Source organism: Polaromonas sp. P1_F8, assembly GCF_056405635.1.
Window position 1 is genome coordinate 503,632 of the sequence record NZ_JBFUBS010000002.1, and the last position, 18,869, is coordinate 522,500.

Below are 18,869 nucleotides of genomic sequence, written 5' to 3' on the forward strand. Positions count from 1 at the left end.
TTTTCCATCCCCCAACCTCACGGAGATTGCCATGTCACTTTGCCCGCAACTGCCCCATCGCCTGGCCGCATTGGGTGTCGCCACCGCCGCATTGTTTGCGGTGACGGGGGCACATGCCCAGACGGTGGTCAGCGTCGCTCCGGCCTCCAGCCTGGACAGCGTGCAAAAGGCTGGCGTGCTGCGCATCTGCACACCGGGCGACTACAAGCCCTTCAGCTTCCAGAAGCCCGACGGCACATTTGAAGGTATCGACGTGGACCTGATGGCCTCCCTCACGGCCAGCCTGGGTGTGAAGCCTGAGTGGGTCAAGACCAGCTGGTCCAACCTGATGCCCGACATGGTGGGCGGCAAATGCGACATGGCTGTTGGCGGCATCTCGGTGACCACCGAGCGGCAAAAGCGCGCCTTCTTCAGCACACCCTACATGGTGAACGGCAAGACGCCAATTGCGCGCTGCGCCGACGTGGCCAGGTACCAAAGCGTGGCCGACATCGACAAGCCCACCACGCGCGTGATCTTCAATCCGGGCGGCAGCAACGAGCGTTTTGCCCGCGCCAACTTCAAGCAGGCACAGATGCGGCTCAACCCCGAGAACTTGACGATCTTTGACGAAATCCTGGCCAACCGCGCCGATGTCTTCGTCACCGAATCGGCCGAGGCGATCACCCAGCAGAGGCTGAAGCCGGGCCTGTGCGCGATCAACCCCGACAAGCCGCTGCAGTACGGCGAAATGGCTTACCTGCTGCCGCGCGGTGACGTGACGTTCAAGGCCTACGTCGACCAGTGGCTGCACCTGGCCAAAGCCGGCGGGGACTACCAGCGCGTGGAGAGCCAATGGCTGAAGTAGAGAGCAACACGCCACCCCCGGCGGTCTACGGCCAGTCTGACCGCCCGCCGCGGGGTGACTACGCACGTGGCGGCCAGGTCAATGCGGACTACACCTGCCCGCAAAACTACGCGGCCTACACCGCAGAAGATCACGAGACTTACCGGCGCCTTTACACACGGCAGTCGGCATTGCTGCCTGGCCGGGCCTGCAGCGCCTTTATCAAGGCCCTGCCCAGCCTGGGCGCAAGTGATGCCATCCCGCGTTTTGAAGACGTGAACGAGCGGCTCTTCAAAGCCACTGGCTGGCAGCTGGTGGGTGTGCCGGGGCTGATTCCCGAGGTGCCCTTTTTCACGTTGCTGGCGAATCGCAAGTTTCCGGTGACGGACTGGATACGCACGCCGGCCGAATTCGACTACATCGTCGAGCCCGACATCTTTCACGATTTGTTCGGCCACGTGCCGCTGCTGTTCGACCCGAGCTACGCCGACCACATCCAGGCCTACGGCAAGGGCGCGCTGAAAGCGCATGCGCTGGAGCATGGCGCCCAGCCGATTCCCGGCGCGGTCGAAATGCTGTCGCGCCTGTATTGGTACACCATCGAGTTTGGCCTGATGCGCGACAAACAAGGCAACGATGAAGTCCGCGCATATGGTGCCGGCATTCTCAGCAGCCCCGGCGAACTGGCCTGGAGCGTGGAATCTGCAGAGCCCAGGCGCGTTTCACTGCGGGACAATGCCGACCTGCTGCGCTGCATGTCGTCGACCTACAAAATCGACAGCTTCCAGCAGCAGTATTTTGTGATCGACAGTTTTGATGCGCTGCTGCGGCTGACGGAGCCGGATTTCACGCCGTTTTACAAGACGCTCGCGCAACATGCTGCACAGCAAAAGGCCCTTAGCCCTGCTTGAGCTGGCACGGCACTATCCGCACCTCTCTCTGAGTAAGCCGCCTGACACAATTCCTGATCACCTGATCAAAAATGGTCACCGGTGGTTTCCATGATGTGCGGCTACCGAAAAAATCAGGCATGAGCGCGCAGCGCGGCGGCAGCGGCAGCTTGCATCGTGTCGCTGCGAGGCGTTTTTCGCACGGGGCGGACCAACAATGCCGCGCCACCTTTGCGGCATCCGCCCTACCGGCCCTTAATCGCACAACGCGAAGTTTATGTGAACTATTGATTGATGCTCACTCCCCTGAATGAGCGACAATTCAACACTGATACAACACTGCGAGGCAACAGAGGTGCCCGTAGCACATCAGGTGTTTATTACACGCACTTCCTCCTACAAAATGAGGAGGTAAAAAATTGTTACACCGCTTACGATGCACTCCCTGATGGAATTACCGGTACACATGAACCGAAGCACGAAGGTGCTGCTGGTCATGGATGTGGTGGAGTCCGTCAGGATCATGGAGCAGGATCAAGATGGTTTTGTGCGGCGGTGGCAAGAATTGGTACAGCAGATTGAGCAGCAAATTCTGCCGCTGCATGGCGGACGCATCGTTAAAAGTCTGGGTGATGGCCTGATGCTCGAATTCGCCAACGCCCAAGGTTGCGTAAAAGCCGCATTCGCGATGCAATACTTCAGCGAACAGGCCAACACGGGCATTACGTCAACACTGCAAATGCACTTGCGCATGGGCGGCCACGTCGCGAATTTCGTGACCGACCAACACGACATCTACGGCACCGACGTCAACCTCACGGCCCGTTTCTGCACGCTGGCCGGCCCCAATGACATCGTCGTTTCCGCTGAACTGCGCGACCGGCTGGTGCCGTCACTGGATGCCGATATTGAGGACATGGGTGAGTGCTATCTCAAGCACGTCGAAAAACCGATTCATGCTTATCGTGTCGCGCCTCCGGGCAAAGCCCCTGTTTTCATCAACCTACCGGTTGATGTGACAGAACTACGGCCGACCATTGCTGTCATTCCTTTCACCGCCCGCACTTCCGGTCCCGACGATGCAGTGCTGGGGGAAATCCTAGCGGAGGAGATCATCGCAGCTCTCTCGCGCACGCCTGACCTCAATGTCATTTCCCGGCTATCGACCACCTCTTTGCGAGGTCGCGACACCAGTCTGCCGCAATTACAAAGCCACCTGAACGCAGACTACGTGTTGTCCGGTGCCTACCGCGTCTCAGGCGGCCAACTGATTCTGGTGGCCGAACTCATCGAGGCGCGCACAGGTCGGGCCGTTTGGGGTGAAAGCCTGCGCAGCACTGTTCAGGAAGTCCTCCAGGGAGAAGACAAGATCACTGCCGAAGTGGTGACGCAGCTCGGCGCGCATGTAGTGCGCACGGAAATGCAGCGCGCCACCAGTCGACCGATGCCCAATCTGGAGAGCTCCACGCTACTGCTGGGCGCCATTTCGCTGATGCACCGGTCAACCCGCAGCGAATTCGACCGGGTGAGGGAAATGCTTGAGTATTTGATCGACCGGCACCGCCGGCTCCCGACGCCCCGTGCCTGGTTAGCCAAGTGGCATGTGCTGCAAGTCACCCGGGGATTGTCGTCGGGAGGCCAGGATGAAACCAAGCGCGCGCTTGAACAAACCCAGCGGGCCCTCGATGTAGACCCCAGTTGTTCCCTCGCGCTAGCCGTGGAAGGCTTTGTGCACTGCCACATGCTTAAAGACCTGGACGGCGCGTTGGAGCGCTACGACCTGGCGCTGTCCGTCAATCCCAATGACTCTTTGGCATGGTTGTTTAAGGGTGTCCTGCACGCATTTAAGAACGAAGGCGTAGCAGGACTGGCGCACGCAGAGAAGGCACTAAAGCTATCGCCGCTAGACCCTCTACGTTATTTTTACGACTCTCTCACAGCGACCGCAGCCTTGTCGGCAGGCCGCTACGAGTTGGCAATTGATCTCGCGAACAAGTCACTCCAGGCGAACCGGCTTCACTCGTCGACCCTGCGGGTATTGACGATCGCGCAGGTTCAAACAGGGCAAATCGGTGCAGCAATAGAGACCCTTAAAAAATTGCGGGTGCTAGACCCAACACTGACGGTGACGAGCTACCAAAGTCGAAACCCAAGTTCGTCATACGCAACCGGCAGGGAGTGGGCGGATGCTTTGCGTATAGCGGGACTTCCTGAATAAATTTTTCTTTTGGAGATATTAATGAGCTTAGCTTCAATTCTTGGCGGTGCGGGTGGTGCAGGTGGCGCTGGAGGGGCCGGCGGTGCAGGTGGCGCTGGAGGAGCCGGGGGCGCTGGAGGGGCAGGAGGGGTGGCGGGACTGTTCGGGACGCTTCCACTGACAAACCCGCAGATTTTTCCGATGAACCCCTACGCGCTGGTCTCCAGCCGGGACGCCACCATGGTCCCACTAGATGAGGGCTCTTATCCCGTCGTCCTTCCGACCGTCAATGACCCCGAAGCAATGCAGCGCTGGGAACCATGGGTCCGCGCTTACGTGTGCCAGGCCGAGTTGCTGGAACCGCTGAGCTTTTCAAAGATTGGCGCACAGGGCGCCGGCATATGGCACATAGAGACTCACGTAGGCTCCCCAGCTGACGCGCCGCCGCCCATCACGGTAACGCCGAAACCGCTGGCAAGGCTTAGCCGCCCAAGTGTTCACGCGTTCAAGGAGCAGGTCAAAAAAGTATTGTCCTGGGCTGATTTGCGCGAAGAAAGGACTTTGGAAATAACGGCACAGATTGATCCCCAGTTTGCCTTTTGGGCCTCCGTGCTGTATCTACATCCATCCCGGACGCCACGTACGTTGGAGCTGATAAACATATCCATGCTGCTGGCAGTGAACGTGGAGATGCAGTTCAAGCATGCGCTGGCCTGCTGGCGCCCCATCGAATACTCGGCGCAGGTTCAACCCATCATCACCACGCCCGGGCACGGCAGCCTGCCCAGCGGACATTCAACGCAGGCCTACATCGTGGCTCATGTGCTTCAGCACTTGCTGGACCTGCCGGACTCCCATCCGATCAGTATCCAGTTACAGCGCCAGGCAGCGCGCATTGCGACCAACCGGGTGGTGGCGGGCGTGCACTTTCCGGTCGACAGCATGGCAGGCCGCCTGCTCGGCGAAACGCTGGGTGAATACCTTGTGGCGCGATGCAAGTCGGGGCGTAAATGGACGCCACGCTTCTTCGACGGCACCGTGATGACAGGGCATGAAGACTTAATGCCGCCTACACAGCCGCTGGATGGTCCGAACGCGCCTGACTATTACAAGCCGTTCGGCAGCAAGGAGTCGGCCGCCGCCTCTGGCGTGCTGCGCTACATGTGGGACCGCGCATTGAAAGAGTGGGAACATGTGAGGTTCAAATGAGCTGGCAGCCCATCCACCACGGATCCTACGTCGACTGGGCACACCCGGACCCGCTGAAAAACCTGGACCCCTACTTGGTCTGGGCCGATGGTTCGGGATTTTCAGCCTACGGCGGAACACCCGCTGACGGCAAGCTCGCTACCCTGATCGAGCTCAAGGCCGGCAAGACCGTAGCCGACCTGGTTGCCCATTCCGGTGGTGGCCTGCAGCTGTCGGATATTCCGGCGCCCTACCGTAGCGGTGCACCCTCGCCCCGATTCATCACGGCCTGGCCCGGGCCAGCCTTTTTCAAGCGACTGAAAACCAGCCTGAAGGATGTGGTGGCGCGTGCGGAGATTAGTCTGCCGGTGGTACCGGAACGCCCCAAATACAAGCCGCCGGTCGCACCGAATTGCGGGCCTGCGGTACAGCGCGGCATCGCGCGCAAAACGCTCATCGGCGTGATCGACGACGGCTGCGCCTTTGCCCAGTATCACTTGCGCGATTCAGCCGGCAATACGCGGGTGCGCCGCCTGTGGGATCAGGACCAAAGTGGCGCATTTGCGCAGCAGGGACAGGTGCCGGTAGACTTTGGCAGGGGTCATGAGGTCACCGGCGCACAGCTTGAGCAACTGATCGACACCTTTACGCAATTCAACGCGGTCAACGAAGACGCTTGCTATGCCACGGCCCGGTACGACCGCCTGCGACGGGCGGCGACGCACGGCGCCCATGTCACCGATGTCTTCGCCGGTGCTGTGCCGGTGGGTTCACTGGTGGGCACGCGCACCATGCCGCCGACCTGGGCCAAGGGCGACGATACGGCGTCCAGTGACGAAGCTGGCGTGGTGTTTGTGCAGTTGCCGCGGGCCTGCCTGCAGGACCCTTCCGGGGCATGGCTTGACCTGCACGTGTTGGATGGTTTGCGCTACATCCTGAGCTGCGCCGATGAATACACCGAACAGGTCGTCATCAACCTGAGCTTCGGGCCGCAACGCGGGCCGAATGACGGTACCGGCATGCTGGAAAAAGCCTTTGATGAGCTTGGAGCGGAGTTTCCCCATCTCACGCTGACTCTGGCTGCGGGTAACAGCTTTTCCGAGCGTGGGCATGCGATGTTCAAGCTCAAGGCGCAGGGCTCCAAAACACTGCACTGGCACATCATGCCGGGAGATGAGACGCCAACTTTTGTCCAGCTCTGGTTTCCGCAGGGTGCGACGCAGCTGGAAGTCAAACTCACCCCGCCAGACGGAACGGCCAGCCCCTGGATGACGGCTGGTTCCGCCAAAGTGTGGCCCGATACCTCTCACCCCTCGTGCGGTATCGTTTATGCGCCGCATACTTCGCGCGGCACCCTCGGCACCATGGTGCTAATCGCCCTCGCGCCGTCGACGACTTTCAAACCGGCCCAACCCATCGTGCCGCATGGCCTCTGGGCCATTGAAGTTCGTAACAAGGGAGTGGCGGCCACCGCCAAACCAGTGCACGCATGGATAGATCGGGACGACTTCAATCTCGGCACGCTTGCCCGGGGGCGGCAGTCGCATTTTGTCGACCCGTTCTATGACCCTCTGCGCTACCTGAAAGCAGCTACGGACGACACGCCAGGCAGCCCGGCGCTCGTACGGCGTCGCGGCACGCTGACCGGCATCGCCACGGGCAATGCCGCCTTGGTTGCTGCGGGATACCGTTACAGCGACAAGAAGCATGTTCTCTATTCCTCGGCCGGCCCAACTCGCGGGCCAGCTGTGGGCCCGGACTGTGCCGCTGTGACGGACGTAAGCCGGAGCCTGCCGGGCCTGCTGGCGGCCGGCACGCGAGGCGCTAGCGTCGTGCGGCTCATCGGCACGAGTACAGCGGCGCCGCAGCTGGCGCGCTGGGTGGCGAACGGCAAGCCACCACCGGGTCCAACTCCGCCACCGCATCCCGATCCGCAGCTGCAAGGCGATGGTTTACTGCCGCTATAGGTGCGAAAAAGACGAGTAAATGGGGCGGCAAGTCCCATCAAAGTTCGTTTGAAAATGCAAAAGGCCGCCAGTGAAATCCACCGGCGGCCTTTGCAGACATCAGACACTACCAGCGGTTGGGTAGCTTTTTGAGCAGCGTGATGCGTTTGGTGCCCATTTCGATGTAACCGCCTTTTTCCAGGTCCTTTAAAAGGCGACTGACCATTTCGCGGGAGGCGCCGACGCGGCTGGCAATCTCCTGATGGGTGATTGATTCAAGAGTGACAGCTTCATTGGCAGCGTCGCGCTCCACCGCATCGTTATGTCCTTCAAGCACGGCAATCAGCCGTCCGTACACATCGAGCAGCGCCATGTTGCGCGCCGCTTCTGTAGCAGCACGTGCCCTGCGAATCACCTGAACCACGAGATTGATCGCGAATCCTGGCTCATCGCCCAAGTGTTCGCTCACATCGGTACGACTGAGCACCGCACAGGTACAAGGCTCAAGGGTAATAACTGAAGCCGAGCGGGGTCCGCCATCCAGCGACATTTCCCCAAAATAGTCGCCCGAATGAATCCTGCCGTAGGTAATTTCCCGGCCGCTTTCGTCCATGGCGAAGACCTTGACACTGCCCTTGAGCAGAACAAACAGGTTGTCGCCGATTTCCCCTTCGTTGATCACAACGGCTTTTTTGGGGTAAGTTCGCACCACGCCTCGCAGGGCGAGCGTGCGCAATTCGGGAATCAAATGGGCATACAGCCCCTCATCGGAAGGTGGTGGTGAACTCATGATCACCCGTAATCTAGCACGTCGCCGGGACGTACGGGGCATCTATCAGTGGATTTGTCCGAGCGGCAGGGGGGCAATAGGCGGCAAAATCGCCACCCGATTGACCAGTTCACGAACGCCGCTGGAGGCGGTCTTGGCGCAAAGGCTGCGCACATGGCTGCGCACGGTGGAAACCGCAACTTTCATCTGGAGGGCGATTTCCGGCGTGCTCAGGCAGCGGCAAAGGAAAACCAGCACCTGCTCCTCCGTATGCGTGAGACCGTGACTGCGGGCAAAGGAGCCAAAAACACCCGACTCGCTCACACCCACTCGAGACAAAAAGAGGGCAATGCGCTCACAGGGGCTGCCTGCATTGCGATGCAGTGGCACCACAGCCAGGGTAAAGTCCACGCCGTCGGCCACCAGCCTGATCAGGCTGCGTTTTCCGGCAACTGCTTTGCCCATGGCAATCTGGAAGGCCTTGGCATCTGCCTGCATGAGGACCTTCAACTCTCCCCTGTCCACCCCCAGAACAACAGAGCGCTCAAGTTCGCGCCGGGCGATTTGATTCGCGTGCAAAATCCGCCCCTGGGCGCTGACAACGAACACCCCGTGCGCCAGCTCATCGACCAGCAGGGCCAGCAGCGCAGGCGTGGAATCAGACTCGGGTTCCAGCAGAGGCGGCAGCGGTCGGCCAGCCTCCAACAGGCTGGTATTGGGCATTGCATAGAGTGTCAAGGGCTTGCTCCATCCTACAAATAGATGAGCATAAAAAGCCCGGCCCAATGTAGATAGTGAATATGCCGTGTCTTTTTTGTGAGAAATTCACATCGGCAACGCCGATTGCCGACCGGGAAGGCTTAAGGGACTGACGGCAAGCGTCGTTTACGCCGGTTCAAGCCGGATCACTGTCCAGCATGGCCAGGGTAGCGTTCATGACGCCCGGCAAAAATGCCATCTGCACATGGGCCGCGCCGCGAACCAGGCGATTGTCGGCGCCAGGCAAGGTGGCCGTGGAGGTCGGGAACACAATGTTGTCGCAGTTGGAGTACCAGCAGGTAAACAGCGTATGTCGGTGCGCAGGCATCTCATGGTCCAGCTGGGCCTGCCAGTCGGACAGGAGGCGCATCTGGCGCCCATTGTGGCCATGCCCAAAGCGGGCCAGCCAGGTTCCGCGGTGCGGTGTGCCGATGGTGACGACATGATGCACCCGGGCTTCGGCCTTCATGCGCTTGAGCCAGGCCCTGGCGGCCAACCCGCCCATGCTGTGGCATATCAGCAGGGGCGCAAGGCCGGTGGCTTGGGTGACCCGTATAACCGCGTCGTCAATTTGGGGGGCGTAGTCGTCTATGGAGCCGAACAGGGGTTCGAGATTGACAGCGACAAAGGCGCGTCCACTGCCTTGAACCTGCTTGAGCCAGGGTGTCCACAAGCCACGATTGCAGAAGAACCCGTGCACAAACACCACGCCGCGGCGGCCTTGGGCTGTCTCGGCCGGCAAGACTCTGTCCGGAACCGCATTGGAGCGAAAGGGCTGGCGCCAGCAGAACACACGGGGAGCCGTCAATGTCTCACCCAGCCATGCGCGCAGAAGTTCTACCCAGGTGGGTTGGGGCGCCGAATCTGCCTTGTTGATGTACCGAAGGAGCAAAAACTCAAGCGCGAGGAAACCGGTGTACCCCAGTGCAATCAGCACAAAGCCGGTGACGGCCAGCGCGGGAGAGCTGCTGCGGAACCAGAACAGCCAGCCGAAAGCTGCGGCGACCAGGGTCAGGGTGATGAATCTTTGCAGTTGAGCCAGCATGAATGAATCGGCGCGAGATCAAACCCGCAGTATCTCAGGCCAGTGTGACATCCTTGCCCGACAGTTTTTTGGCGAGGCCTTGCGCCAGGCGATTCACAGCGCCGTAGATGGACAGTTGCGGATTGGCGCCGATGCTGGTGGGGAAAAGCGAGCCGTCGTGAATCGAAAGATTCTCGAGCTGCCAGTGCACGCCGTCGGGCCGGGTAACGCCCTGTCGTTCAGCGCCCGCAAGGCTGCAACCGCCCATGACATGGGCGCTCACCACCCGCGTGAGCATCGGCTTCATGGGCAAGGCATTGACCGCAGTTCGCGCCTCGGCCCAAGAGGTATAGGGCTTGGCCATTTCGTGCAGCGGCAAAACCTGTTTGGCACCCGCTGCAAATTGGATTTCCACCATGGACAGCAGAGCCCTGCGCCCGCCCTCCATGACGTAGTCCGTCAGTGGATAGTCCAGCACGGCGGAGTTGTCGGCGCGCAGCTTCACCTGGCCGCCTGGCGACTCTTCATGAAAGCCGTCACGGAGCAAGGCCAGCAGCGTGTGGTTGTAGGGAAAAGACTTGAGCAGGTCGTGCTGACCCTGGCCGAAGCCCGGGACGGTCGACGCAAAGATAATCGGGTGCAGAGGTGGGGCCTCCAGCTTGTAGCCGATCGGTCCGTCAATCGCCTGGGTTTCCAGGAAATGGTCGGAGTAAATGGTTTGCGGCGCACCGTTCCAGGCCTCCACTTTCTGGTCAAACACACTGGAGGACATCACGACCGGGTGCAGGAATGTCCGGCCACCCAGCACGCCGTGCGGGTCGGGTGCTCCGGAGCGCAACAGGACGGCTGGCGAGTTGATGGCACCACCGGCCAGCACATAGTGTTTTGCTCTTATTTTGATAGCTGCTTGCGCTCGTCCTGATTGGGCCGGAGCCCCATTTGGCTCTACACCCCGGCATATCAGCGCGGTGACCCTGCCATTGGCCAGCTCAAGGCTTTCTGCGCGAGTTTCAGTCAGCAGTTGCGCGCCACGGTCGAGCGCGGCAGGAATGGTGGTGACCAACATGGACTGCTTGGCATTGGTGGGGCAACCCAATCCGCAAGAGCCAAGGTTCCAGCAACCCTTGACGTTGCGGGAGATCGCCGAAGCGGGAATGCCCAGTTTGGCGGCCCCCCTGCGCAACAGGTCGTTGTTCTCGTTCGGCGGAACCAGCCAGGGCGTGATGTTCAGCCGCTGCTCGGCCTGTGCGAAATACGGTGCAAGCGCTTCCACGGTGTAACCGCCCAGGCCAAACCTGTCTTGCCAGAATCGAAGCGTGGAAGCGGGTGTACGGAAAGAGCTGGTCCAGTTCACCGTGGTGGAGCCACCCACGCAGCGCCCCTGCAGGATGTTGATGGCCTTGTCTGCTGTTTTGCGGGCGGCGCTTTCCTGGTAGAGCGAAGGATAGGCCTCTGATTCTTTCTGGTTGAAATCCGAGCTGCTTCTAAGCGGGCCTTCTTCAACGATCACCACCTGCAAGCCAGCCTTGGCCAGCAGCTCGGCCGTGATTCCGGCGCCGGCGCCGCTGCCGATGATGGCGACGTCACAGGTGATTTTTTCAGGCACCGGGCCCAGCGCCCCACCCATGACTTTCCAGCCGCGCGCAATACCTTCGCGGATCGGGTCTTTCAGTTGACTCATGCTGCTTTCGGTGGATTTCAGATTTTGCTGGGGCCGGGATAGCCCAACATCGTCCAGCTGGACGGTTCGGAAAAATACGCGCCGGCCGTGATGTCGTGCAGGGCCGCATAAGCCTGCTGGCGCAGTGCGAGGCTTGACAGGCGCATGTCCTGAAGCGCCTGCTGGATTTTTGCAACAGAGGCTTCGGGCCAAGGCTGGCTCAAGCGGGCCAGCGCATGCCGGCCGGCAGCACTGGCCAGCAATGCCAGCAGCTGGGACAACTCCGCCTGCGCATGAGGCGGAAGGGATTGCACCAGGATGTCGATCCGGCTGAGCAGGCCCTGCAGCGCGATCTCGCGCGGGCCGGCGTCTGCGGGCAGCGTCGTATCCAGAACGGCGCGGCCCACGGCGGAAAAGACTTCACGCCCCGAGTGGGTCAAGACTCCTCGGGCCAGGCCAGGCTGCAGCAAAGCAGCAGCGCCGCCGGCGACAACCAGCACGGCCGCCGACGCGGCACCGAGCTTGAGAAGCGTTCTTCTTTGCATCCGGGAAGTTTCTCATGCGGATTTAGGTTTCTATAGGGGGCCGTACCTAGATAAACTCCGGGTTTGTATGGACGCATCCGCACAACAAATTCATCACGCACTGCAAACCGTTGCGCAGCTTCGGCAGCAGCATGCTGCAGACCCACCGCTGGCCAGGGCCAGTGCGGAGGTCAAGCGGTTTCAGGCGCGCCGTTTTCAGGCCACTTATTCGGACCTGCTGCACAGCCCGCGCTATAAAACTGCGACCAGCTTCTTCCTGCAGGAGCTGTACAGCGACAAAGACTACGCCGAACGTGACCAGCAGTTTGCGCGTATCGCAAGCACCATCGCCAAACTCTTCCCGCAACCTGTTGTCAGCACGGCTGCCGCGCTGGCGGAAGTGCACGCCCTGACGGAGAAACTTGACGACCTGATGGCGCGGGAATGGCTGGCGGACACCGCAGCCATCCCGGAAAGCAGCGACTGTGGGAGATACATACGGTGTTGGCGTCGGGTCGGAGATGTAGCCGCGCGCACCCGGCAGCTGGAGGTTGTCCTGCACCTTGGGGACGAACTCAATCGCCTGACGCGGACGTTCGGCCTTCGTACCCTGCTCAAGATGATGAGGGGGCCGGCTGCCGCAGCGGGGTTGAACTCCCTGCAGCACTTTCTGGAAACCGGCTTTGACGCCTTTGCCAACATGCGTGGAGCCGACGAGTTCCTGCGCTTGATCAAGGACCGCGAGACGGCCTGGATTCATACCCTGTTCGCGGACGATGCTGTCACCTGTGAGACCAGATTGGGCCATTTGCTGGCTGCCGGACCGTAATGCCACGCCGGCATTAGGACAAGCCCCATACGGATTCCACTGCGCGGCTTTCACAATGGGCCGCAAGGAGTGTGTATGAACAAGCATTGGCTCAAAAGTTATCCCGCAGGCGTTTCACACGAGATCGACACCGAGCAGTTCCGCTCGTTGAATCATCTGCTGGAAGACTCGTTCAAGAAAAACGCGGCCAAACCTTTTTCGGTTTGCATGGATCGCTGGATGACGTACGGACAGCTCGATGAACTGTCGTCAGCTTTGGGCGCCTGGCTGCAAAGCCTGGGTCTTGAGAGCGGGGCGCGGGTTGCGATTATGCTGCCAAATGTTCCGCAGTTTGCAGTCACCATGGCGGCCATCCTGCGGGCAGGCTATACCTGCGTCAACGTCAACCCGCTGTACACCGCCCGTGAACTGGAGCACCAGCTACGCGACTCCGGGGCCACAACCATCATCATTCTGGAGAACTTTGCGGCCACGCTGGCCGAAGTGATTGAGCGCACACCGGTGAAGAACGTCGTGATGGCGTCCATGGGCGACTTGCTGGGCTTCTGGTATGGCCAATGGATCACATTTGCAGTCCGCCACCTGGCCAAACTGGTGCCCGCCTATAAATTGCCGCTTGCAAGCGGGCGCACCGTGACCGCCTTCAATCGCGCAGTTGCCGAAGGCAGTCGCCTGCCCCTCAGGCCTGCGCAGACCACACTGGATTCAATCGCCTTTTTGCAATACACCGGCGGGACAACCGGACTCTCAAAAGGTGCTGTGCTCACGCATCGCAACATCGTTGCGGCCATTCTGCAGGCCGAGGAATGGTTCACGCCGGCCCTTGAGCGGATAGGCGATGTCAGCAAGACAAACAACATCGCAGCGTTGCCGCTGTATCACATCTTCGCGCTGACGCTATGCCTGCTCTCGATTCGTTGGGGAGCTCATCTGACACTCATTCCGAATCCGCGTGACTTCGGTAAATTCATCGAGGTGCTCAAGAAGCGTCCGTTTCACATGTTGCCGGCCGTCAACACGCTTTTTAACGCGCTGCTTCAGCACCCTCAGTTCAAGACGGTAGATTTCTCCGCCCTTTGTGTTTCGCAGGCGGGTGGCATGGCCGCGTCCGAAGGTACGGCGAAACACTGGTTGCAGGTCACAGGTTGCCCCATGATTGAAGGCTGGGGCATGAGCGAGACTTGCGCCATCGGCACCAACAATCCGGTGATGAACAAGGAGTTCACCGGCACCATCGGCCTGCCGTTGCCCAGCATCGAAATCGCCATCAAGGATGACGATGGCCTATCGCTCGCACTTGGCGAATCCGGCGAGATCTGTATCAAGGGTCCGCAAGTCATGACGGGCTATTACCAGCAGCCTGAAGAGAACAAAAAGGCGTTCACCTCCGATGGTTTCATGCGCACCGGTGATATTGGCATCATGGACGAACGCGGCTACACCAAGATCATCGATCGCAAGAAGGACATGATCATTGTTTCGGGCTTCAATGTGTTCCCCAATGAACTTGAGAACGTCATTTCCCTGTGCCCCGGCGTTGTTGAGTGCGCAGCCATCGGCATTGCCGACGACAAACAGGGCGAAGCTATCAAGGTTTTTGTGGTGAAAAATGACCCTACACTGACCGAAGATGATGTGAGCGCCTATTGCAAACAGCACCTTACTGGGTACAAGCGACCCAAATACATTGAATTTCGCGATGACTTACCCAAAACCAACGTTGGAAAAATCCTCAGGCGTGAACTGCGAACGGCGGTCTGAAGTGCTGCAGGGCTTGGTAGCTTCTGATGGCCAAGCCTGATTTACCCCCAGGAATGCAGGTTTTTGAGCGCGGCTGGCTCTCTGCAAACAATATTCTTTTCACCGGCGGTGAAAAAACCTTGCTGGTTGACAGTGGTTATTGCACGCACGCACCGCAAACGCTGTCGTTGATCGAATCCGTCCTTGGGTCCCGCCCTCTCGATATTCTCGTCAACACGCACCTGCACAGCGATCACTGCGGCGGCAATGCTGCTTTGCAGGCGCGTTATCCCGATCTGCACACTCTTATTCCTCCTGGCCATGCGCAACAAGTAGCCGACTGGGATCCTGTGGCGCTGACTTATTTTCCGACCGGTCAGCTGTGCCCACGGTTCACTTTCACTGATGCGATGAAGCCGGGAGGTTCCATGCGGTTCGGGTCCGAGATGTGGCAGATTCATGCGGCGCCTGGGCATGATCCACATTCGCTGATTTTTTTTCACCCCAATAGTCGTGTACTTATTTCAGCCGATGCTTTGTGGGAAAACGGCTTCGGCGTGGTGTTTCCCGAGCTTGAAGGTACCAATGCATTCACGGAGGTCGCCGCGACCTTAGACGTCATTGAGCAGTTGAACCCCAAGACCGTCATTCCCGGGCACGGCCGTGTGTTTGCATATACGCCCGAAACGCTAGCGCGGGCGCGCCAGCGGTTGAATTCATTTGTCAGCAACCCGCCCAGACATGCACACCATGCGGCCAAGGTTCTGCTGAAATTCAAATTGCTCGAAACCCAACGCCAGGATTTCAACGACTTTGCAAAATGGGCCTTGGAAACGCCTTATTTCATGCAGATCAAAGCCAAATTTTTCGCGGACATTCCTGCCCGCGCATGGATTGAGCAATTGAGCAACGAACTGGTGACTGCCGGCGTGGCCAACAGAGACGGTATGCATATCGTGAATACCTGAATCACTGCGGGCCAGCGAGTTTTGACATTCATTTTTGTCGCTGCTGTGCCGATCGCCTCTTGGCGAGTACCTAGACGCCTGCTTTAAGCAATCTGCACAAATACAAAAACAAAAGCCCGCATGAATTCATGCGGGCTTTTTAAACTCTGTGGCCTGGTCAATAACCAAGCGCACAAAAGAAAACGCCCGGTTGATCAAAAATCAACCGGGCGTTCCTTGCTGTAAGAGCCTGACGATGTCCTACTTTCACACGGGAATCCGCACTATCATCGGCGCTAAGTCGTTTCACTGTCCTGTTCGGGATGGGAAGGAGTGGTACCAACTTGCTATGGTCATCAGGCATAACTTGTTGACAGATTGTCCAAAGAACAATCCATCGAATTCATAGAGTAAATCAGCTTGTATTTAGATTCGCACAGCTGCTGAGCTGTGCTTTTTGAATGCGTCAACTTGGCATAACAACTTCGAATTAATCAAAGTTATAGGGTCAAGCCGCACGAGCAATTAGTATCAGTTAGCTTAACGCATTACTGCGCTTCCACACCTGACCTATCAACGTCCTGGTCTTGAACGACTCTTTAGGGGGCTCAAGGCCCCGGCAGATCTAATCTTGAAACGAGTTTCCCGCTTAGATGCTTTCAGCGGTTATCTCTTCCGAACTTAGCTACTCGGCAATGCCACTGGCGTGACAACCGATACACCAGAGGTTCGTCCACTCCGGTCCTCTCGTACTAGGAGCAGGCTTCCTCAAATCTGCAGCGCCCACGGAAGATAGGGACCAAACTGTCTCACGACGTTTTAAACCCAGCTCACGTACCTCTTTAAATGGCGAACAGCCATACCCTTGGGACCGGCTACAGCCCCAGGATGAGATGAGCCGACATCGAGGTGCCAAACACCGCCGTCGATATGAACTCTTGGGCGGTATCAGCCTGTTATCCCCAGAGTACCTTTTATCCGTTGAGCGATGGCCCTTCCATACAGAACCACCGGATCACTATGTCCTGCTTTCGCATCTGCTCGACTTGTCAGTCTCGCAGTTAAGCACGCTTATGCCATTGCACTATTATCACGATGTCCGACCGTAACTAGCGTACCTTCGAACTCCTCCGTTACACTTTGGGAGGAGACCGCCCCAGTCAAACTGCCTACCATGCACTGTCCCCGATCCAGATAATGGACCTAGGTTAGAACCTCAAACACACCAGGGTGGTATTTCAACGTTGGCTCCATGCGATCTAGCGACCACACTTCAAAGCCTCCCACCTATCCTACACAGATCTGTTCAAAGTCCAATACAAAGCTACAGTAAAGGTTCATGGGGTCTTTCCGTCTTTCCGCGGGGAGATTGCATCATCACAAACATTTCAACTTCGCTGAGTCTCAGGAGGAGACAGTGTGGCCATCATTACGCCATTCGTGCAGGTCGGAACTTACCCGACAAGGAATTTCGCTACCTTAGGACCGTTATAGTTACGGCCGCCGTTTACTGGGACTTCAATCAAGAGCTTGCACCCCATCATTTAATCTTCCAGCACCGGGCAGGCGTCACACCCTATACGTCGACTTTCGTCTTAGCAGAGTGCTGTGTTTTTAATAAACAGTTGCAGCCACCGATTTTTTGCAGCCTCATTGGGCTCCCCAAGTAAATGGTTCACCTACTAAAGGCACACCTTCTTCCGAAGTTACGGTGTCAATTTGCCGAGTTCCTTCTCCTGAGTTCTCTCAAGCGCCTTAGAATACTCATCTCGCGCACCAGTGTCGGTTTGCGGTACGGTCGTGTGTAGCTGAAGCTTAGTGGCTTTTCCTGGAAGCAGGGTATCACTCACTTCGTCTGCAAGCAGACTCGTTATCACCCCTCATCTAAGCCCGGCGGATTTACCTACCAGGCACGACTACAGGCTTGAACCAACATATCCAACAGTTGGCTGAGTTAACCTTCTCCGTCCCCACATCGCACTACACATCGGTACAGGAATATTGACCTGTTTCCCATCAGCTACGCATCTCTGCCTCGCCTTAGGGGCCGACTCACTCTACGCCGATGAACGTTGCGTAGAAAACCTTGCGCTTACGGCGAGGGGGCTTTTCACCCCCTTTAACGCTACTCATGTCAGCATTCGCACTTCTGATACCTCCAGCAGGGTTTACACCACCACCTTCACAGGCTTACAGAACGCTCTCCTACCACTTGCAATAAATTGCAAATCCGCAGCTTCGGTAACTGGCTTAGCCCCGTTACATCTTCCGCGCAGGACGACTCGATCAGTGAGCTATTACGCTTTCTTTAAATGATGGCTGCTTCTAAGCCAACATCCTGACTGTTATAGCCTTCCCACTTCGTTTCCCACTTAGCCAATTTTAGGGACCTTAGCTGGCGGTCTGGGTTGTTTCCCTCTTGAGTCCGGACGTTAGCACCCGGTGCTCTGTCTCCCAAGCTGTACTCATCGGTATTCGGAGTTTGCATTGGTTTGGTAAGTCGCCATGACCCCCTAGCCAAAACAGTGCTCTACCCCCGATGGTAATACTTGAGGCACTACCTAAATAGTTTTCGGAGAGAACCAGCTATTTCCAAGTTTGTTTAGCCTTTCACCCCTATCCACAGCTCATCCGCTAGTTTTGCAACACTAGTCGGTTCGGACCTCCAGTGCGTGTTACCGCACCTTCATCCTGGCCATGGATAGCTCACTTGGTTTCGGGTCTACACCCAGCGACTGATCGCCCTATTCGGACTCGATTTCTCTACGGCTACCCTATTCGGTTAACCTTGCCACTGAATGTAAGTCGCTGACCCATTATACAAAAGGTACGCAGTCACCCCTTACGAGGCTCCTACTTTTTGTAAGCACACGGTTTCAGGATCTATTTCACTCCCCTCCCGGGGTTCTTTTCGCCTTTCCCTCACGGTACTAGTTCACTATCGGTCAATGATGAGTATTTAGCCTTGGAGGATGGTCCCCCCATATTCAGACAGGATTTCTCGTGTCCCGCCCTACTTTTCGTTAGCTCAGTATCACAAGTCTCTTTTTACATACGGGGCTATCACCCGCTATGGCCAACCTTTCCAGGCTGTTCTGCTAAGAGTCTTGCTATCACTAACAGGCTTCTCCGATTTCGCTCGCCACTACTTTCGGAATCTCGGTTGATGTATTTTCCTCGAGCTACTGAGATGTTTCAGTTCACCCGGTTCGCCTCGCATACCTATGTATTCAGTATGCGATACCCCGAAGGGTGGGTTTCCCCATTCAGAAATCTCCGGATCAAAGCTAATTTGCCAGCTCCCCGAAGCTTATCGCAGGCTATCACGTCTTTCGTCGCCTATCATTGCCAAGGCATCCACCATGTGCTCTTATTCACTTGACCCTATAACTTTGATTTCTCAAGTTATCTTCAAGGAATGATGTTTGGTCTTTCACCAAACGCGTTATGCCGTATCTTTCAATTCGATTTAATTTGCATTAAGCCGAAATCAAAAGTTTATTTTGACGCAATCAAAAATCTCTAAATTGTTGCTAGCGGCACGGTCTGCACTAAACCTTTACGAATGTG

The 18,869-nt window shown here is 57.8% G+C and carries 13 protein-coding genes and 2 rRNA genes; 8 read left to right on the forward strand and 7 right to left on the reverse strand.

What is annotated here, in order from left to right; all coding sequences use genetic code 11:
- Window positions 1–31: 31 nt before the first annotated feature.
- The 5 genes from AC1D1J_RS11280 (at window position 32) to AC1D1J_RS11300 (ending at window position 7,068) form a co-directional block, all read left to right on the forward strand.
- A complete protein-coding gene (locus tag AC1D1J_RS11280; RefSeq protein ID WP_477694726.1) occupies window positions 32–847 on the forward strand; it encodes a transporter substrate-binding domain-containing protein in 816 nt (271 codons plus the stop codon).
- Window positions 835–1,737, forward strand: a complete 903-nt coding sequence (gene phhA, locus AC1D1J_RS11285; RefSeq protein ID WP_477688661.1) for a phenylalanine 4-monooxygenase — start codon at window positions 835–837, stop codon at window positions 1,735–1,737. Before AC1D1J_RS11280 ends, phhA begins: the two co-directional genes overlap by 13 nt.
- A 445-nt stretch (window positions 1,738–2,182) precedes the next feature.
- Window positions 2,183–3,934, forward strand: coding sequence for an adenylate/guanylate cyclase domain-containing protein (locus tag AC1D1J_RS11290; protein WP_477688660.1), 1,752 nt, complete (start codon window positions 2,183–2,185; stop codon window positions 3,932–3,934).
- A 180-nt stretch (window positions 3,935–4,114) separates the two neighbouring features.
- Entirely contained in the window at window positions 4,115–5,122 is a 1,008-nt protein-coding gene (locus AC1D1J_RS11295; RefSeq protein WP_477694727.1) for a phosphatase PAP2 family protein, read from the forward strand.
- The gene (locus AC1D1J_RS11300; protein WP_477694728.1) at window positions 5,119–7,068 is read left to right on the forward strand and encodes a S8/S53 family peptidase; all 1,950 of its coding nucleotides are present in this window, start codon (window positions 5,119–5,121) and stop codon (window positions 7,066–7,068) included. Before AC1D1J_RS11295 ends, AC1D1J_RS11300 begins: the two co-directional genes overlap by 4 nt.
- A 106-nt stretch (window positions 7,069–7,174) precedes the next feature.
- On the opposite strand, the gene AC1D1J_RS11305 is transcribed toward AC1D1J_RS11300, so the two are convergent.
- The 5 genes from AC1D1J_RS11305 to AC1D1J_RS11325 form a co-directional block, all read right to left on the reverse strand.
- Window positions 7,175–7,837 (reverse strand): Crp/Fnr family transcriptional regulator, encoded by a 663-nt coding sequence (locus AC1D1J_RS11305; protein WP_477688657.1) that lies wholly within the window; start codon window positions 7,835–7,837, stop codon window positions 7,175–7,177.
- Between the two features lie 45 nt (window positions 7,838–7,882).
- On the reverse strand, window positions 7,883–8,554 hold the full coding sequence (locus AC1D1J_RS11310) for a helix-turn-helix transcriptional regulator (protein ID WP_477694729.1): 672 nt from the start codon (window positions 8,552–8,554) through the stop codon (window positions 7,883–7,885).
- Between the two features lie 157 nt (window positions 8,555–8,711).
- A complete protein-coding gene (locus AC1D1J_RS11315; protein WP_477694730.1) occupies window positions 8,712–9,620 on the reverse strand; it encodes an esterase/lipase family protein in 909 nt (302 codons plus the stop codon).
- Between the two features lie 34 nt (window positions 9,621–9,654).
- Window positions 9,655–11,280: a GMC family oxidoreductase gene (locus AC1D1J_RS11320; RefSeq protein ID WP_477694731.1), complete on the reverse strand. Its 1,626-nt coding sequence runs from the start codon at window positions 11,278–11,280 to the stop codon at window positions 9,655–9,657.
- A 17-nt stretch (window positions 11,281–11,297) separates the two neighbouring features.
- Entirely contained in the window at window positions 11,298–11,804 is a 507-nt protein-coding gene (locus AC1D1J_RS11325; protein WP_477694732.1) for a hypothetical protein, read from the reverse strand.
- A 67-nt stretch (window positions 11,805–11,871) separates the two neighbouring features.
- On the opposite strand from AC1D1J_RS11325, the gene AC1D1J_RS11330 reads away from it, so the two are divergent.
- The 3 genes from AC1D1J_RS11330 to AC1D1J_RS11340 all read left to right on the forward strand — a co-directional run bounded on the left by AC1D1J_RS11330 (window position 11,872) and on the right by AC1D1J_RS11340 (window position 15,320).
- Window positions 11,872–12,612 (forward strand): DUF8198 family protein, encoded by a 741-nt coding sequence (locus AC1D1J_RS11330; RefSeq protein ID WP_477694733.1) that lies wholly within the window; start codon window positions 11,872–11,874, stop codon window positions 12,610–12,612.
- Between the two features lie 75 nt (window positions 12,613–12,687).
- Window positions 12,688–14,373 (forward strand): AMP-binding protein, encoded by a 1,686-nt coding sequence (locus tag AC1D1J_RS11335; protein ID WP_477694734.1) that lies wholly within the window; start codon window positions 12,688–12,690, stop codon window positions 14,371–14,373.
- Window positions 14,374–14,399: 26 nt separating this feature from the next.
- Window positions 14,400–15,320, forward strand: coding sequence for an MBL fold metallo-hydrolase (locus AC1D1J_RS11340; RefSeq protein ID WP_477694735.1), 921 nt, complete (start codon window positions 14,400–14,402; stop codon window positions 15,318–15,320).
- A 227-nt stretch (window positions 15,321–15,547) separates the two neighbouring features.
- Here AC1D1J_RS11340 and rrf read toward each other — a convergent pair.
- Window positions 15,548–15,660 (reverse strand): 5S ribosomal RNA (rrf, locus tag AC1D1J_RS11345).
- A 143-nt stretch (window positions 15,661–15,803) separates the two neighbouring features.
- Window positions 15,804–18,683, reverse strand: a 23S ribosomal RNA gene (locus AC1D1J_RS11350).
- Window positions 18,684–18,869 lie beyond the last annotated feature (186 nt).

Bases quoted from the DNA above. Each gene is read 5' to 3' on its own strand.
- AC1D1J_RS11330 (WP_477694733.1), top strand. From the start codon at position 11,872: ATGGACGCATCCGCACAACAAATTCATCACGCACTGCAAACCGTTGCG.
- phhA (WP_477688661.1), top strand. From the start codon at position 835: ATGGCTGAAGTAGAGAGCAACACGCCACCCCCGGCGGTCTACGGCCAG.
- AC1D1J_RS11320 (WP_477694731.1), bottom strand. From the start codon at position 11,280: ATGAGTCAACTGAAAGACCCGATCCGCGAAGGTATTGCGCGCGGCTGG.
- AC1D1J_RS11335 (WP_477694734.1), top strand. From the start codon at position 12,688: ATGAACAAGCATTGGCTCAAAAGTTATCCCGCAGGCGTTTCACACGAG.
- AC1D1J_RS11290 (WP_477688660.1), top strand. From the start codon at position 2,183: ATGAACCGAAGCACGAAGGTGCTGCTGGTCATGGATGTGGTGGAGTCC.
- AC1D1J_RS11280 (WP_477694726.1), top strand. From the start codon at position 32: ATGTCACTTTGCCCGCAACTGCCCCATCGCCTGGCCGCATTGGGTGTC.
- AC1D1J_RS11305 (WP_477688657.1), bottom strand. From the start codon at position 7,837: ATGAGTTCACCACCACCTTCCGATGAGGGGCTGTATGCCCATTTGATT.
- AC1D1J_RS11340 (WP_477694735.1), top strand. From the start codon at position 14,400: ATGGCCAAGCCTGATTTACCCCCAGGAATGCAGGTTTTTGAGCGCGGC.
- AC1D1J_RS11300 (WP_477694728.1), top strand. From the start codon at position 5,119: ATGAGCTGGCAGCCCATCCACCACGGATCCTACGTCGACTGGGCACAC.
- AC1D1J_RS11325 (WP_477694732.1), bottom strand. From the start codon at position 11,804: ATGCAAAGAAGAACGCTTCTCAAGCTCGGTGCCGCGTCGGCGGCCGTG.
- AC1D1J_RS11295 (WP_477694727.1), top strand. From the start codon at position 4,115: ATGAACCCCTACGCGCTGGTCTCCAGCCGGGACGCCACCATGGTCCCA.
- AC1D1J_RS11315 (WP_477694730.1), bottom strand. From the start codon at position 9,620: ATGCTGGCTCAACTGCAAAGATTCATCACCCTGACCCTGGTCGCCGCA.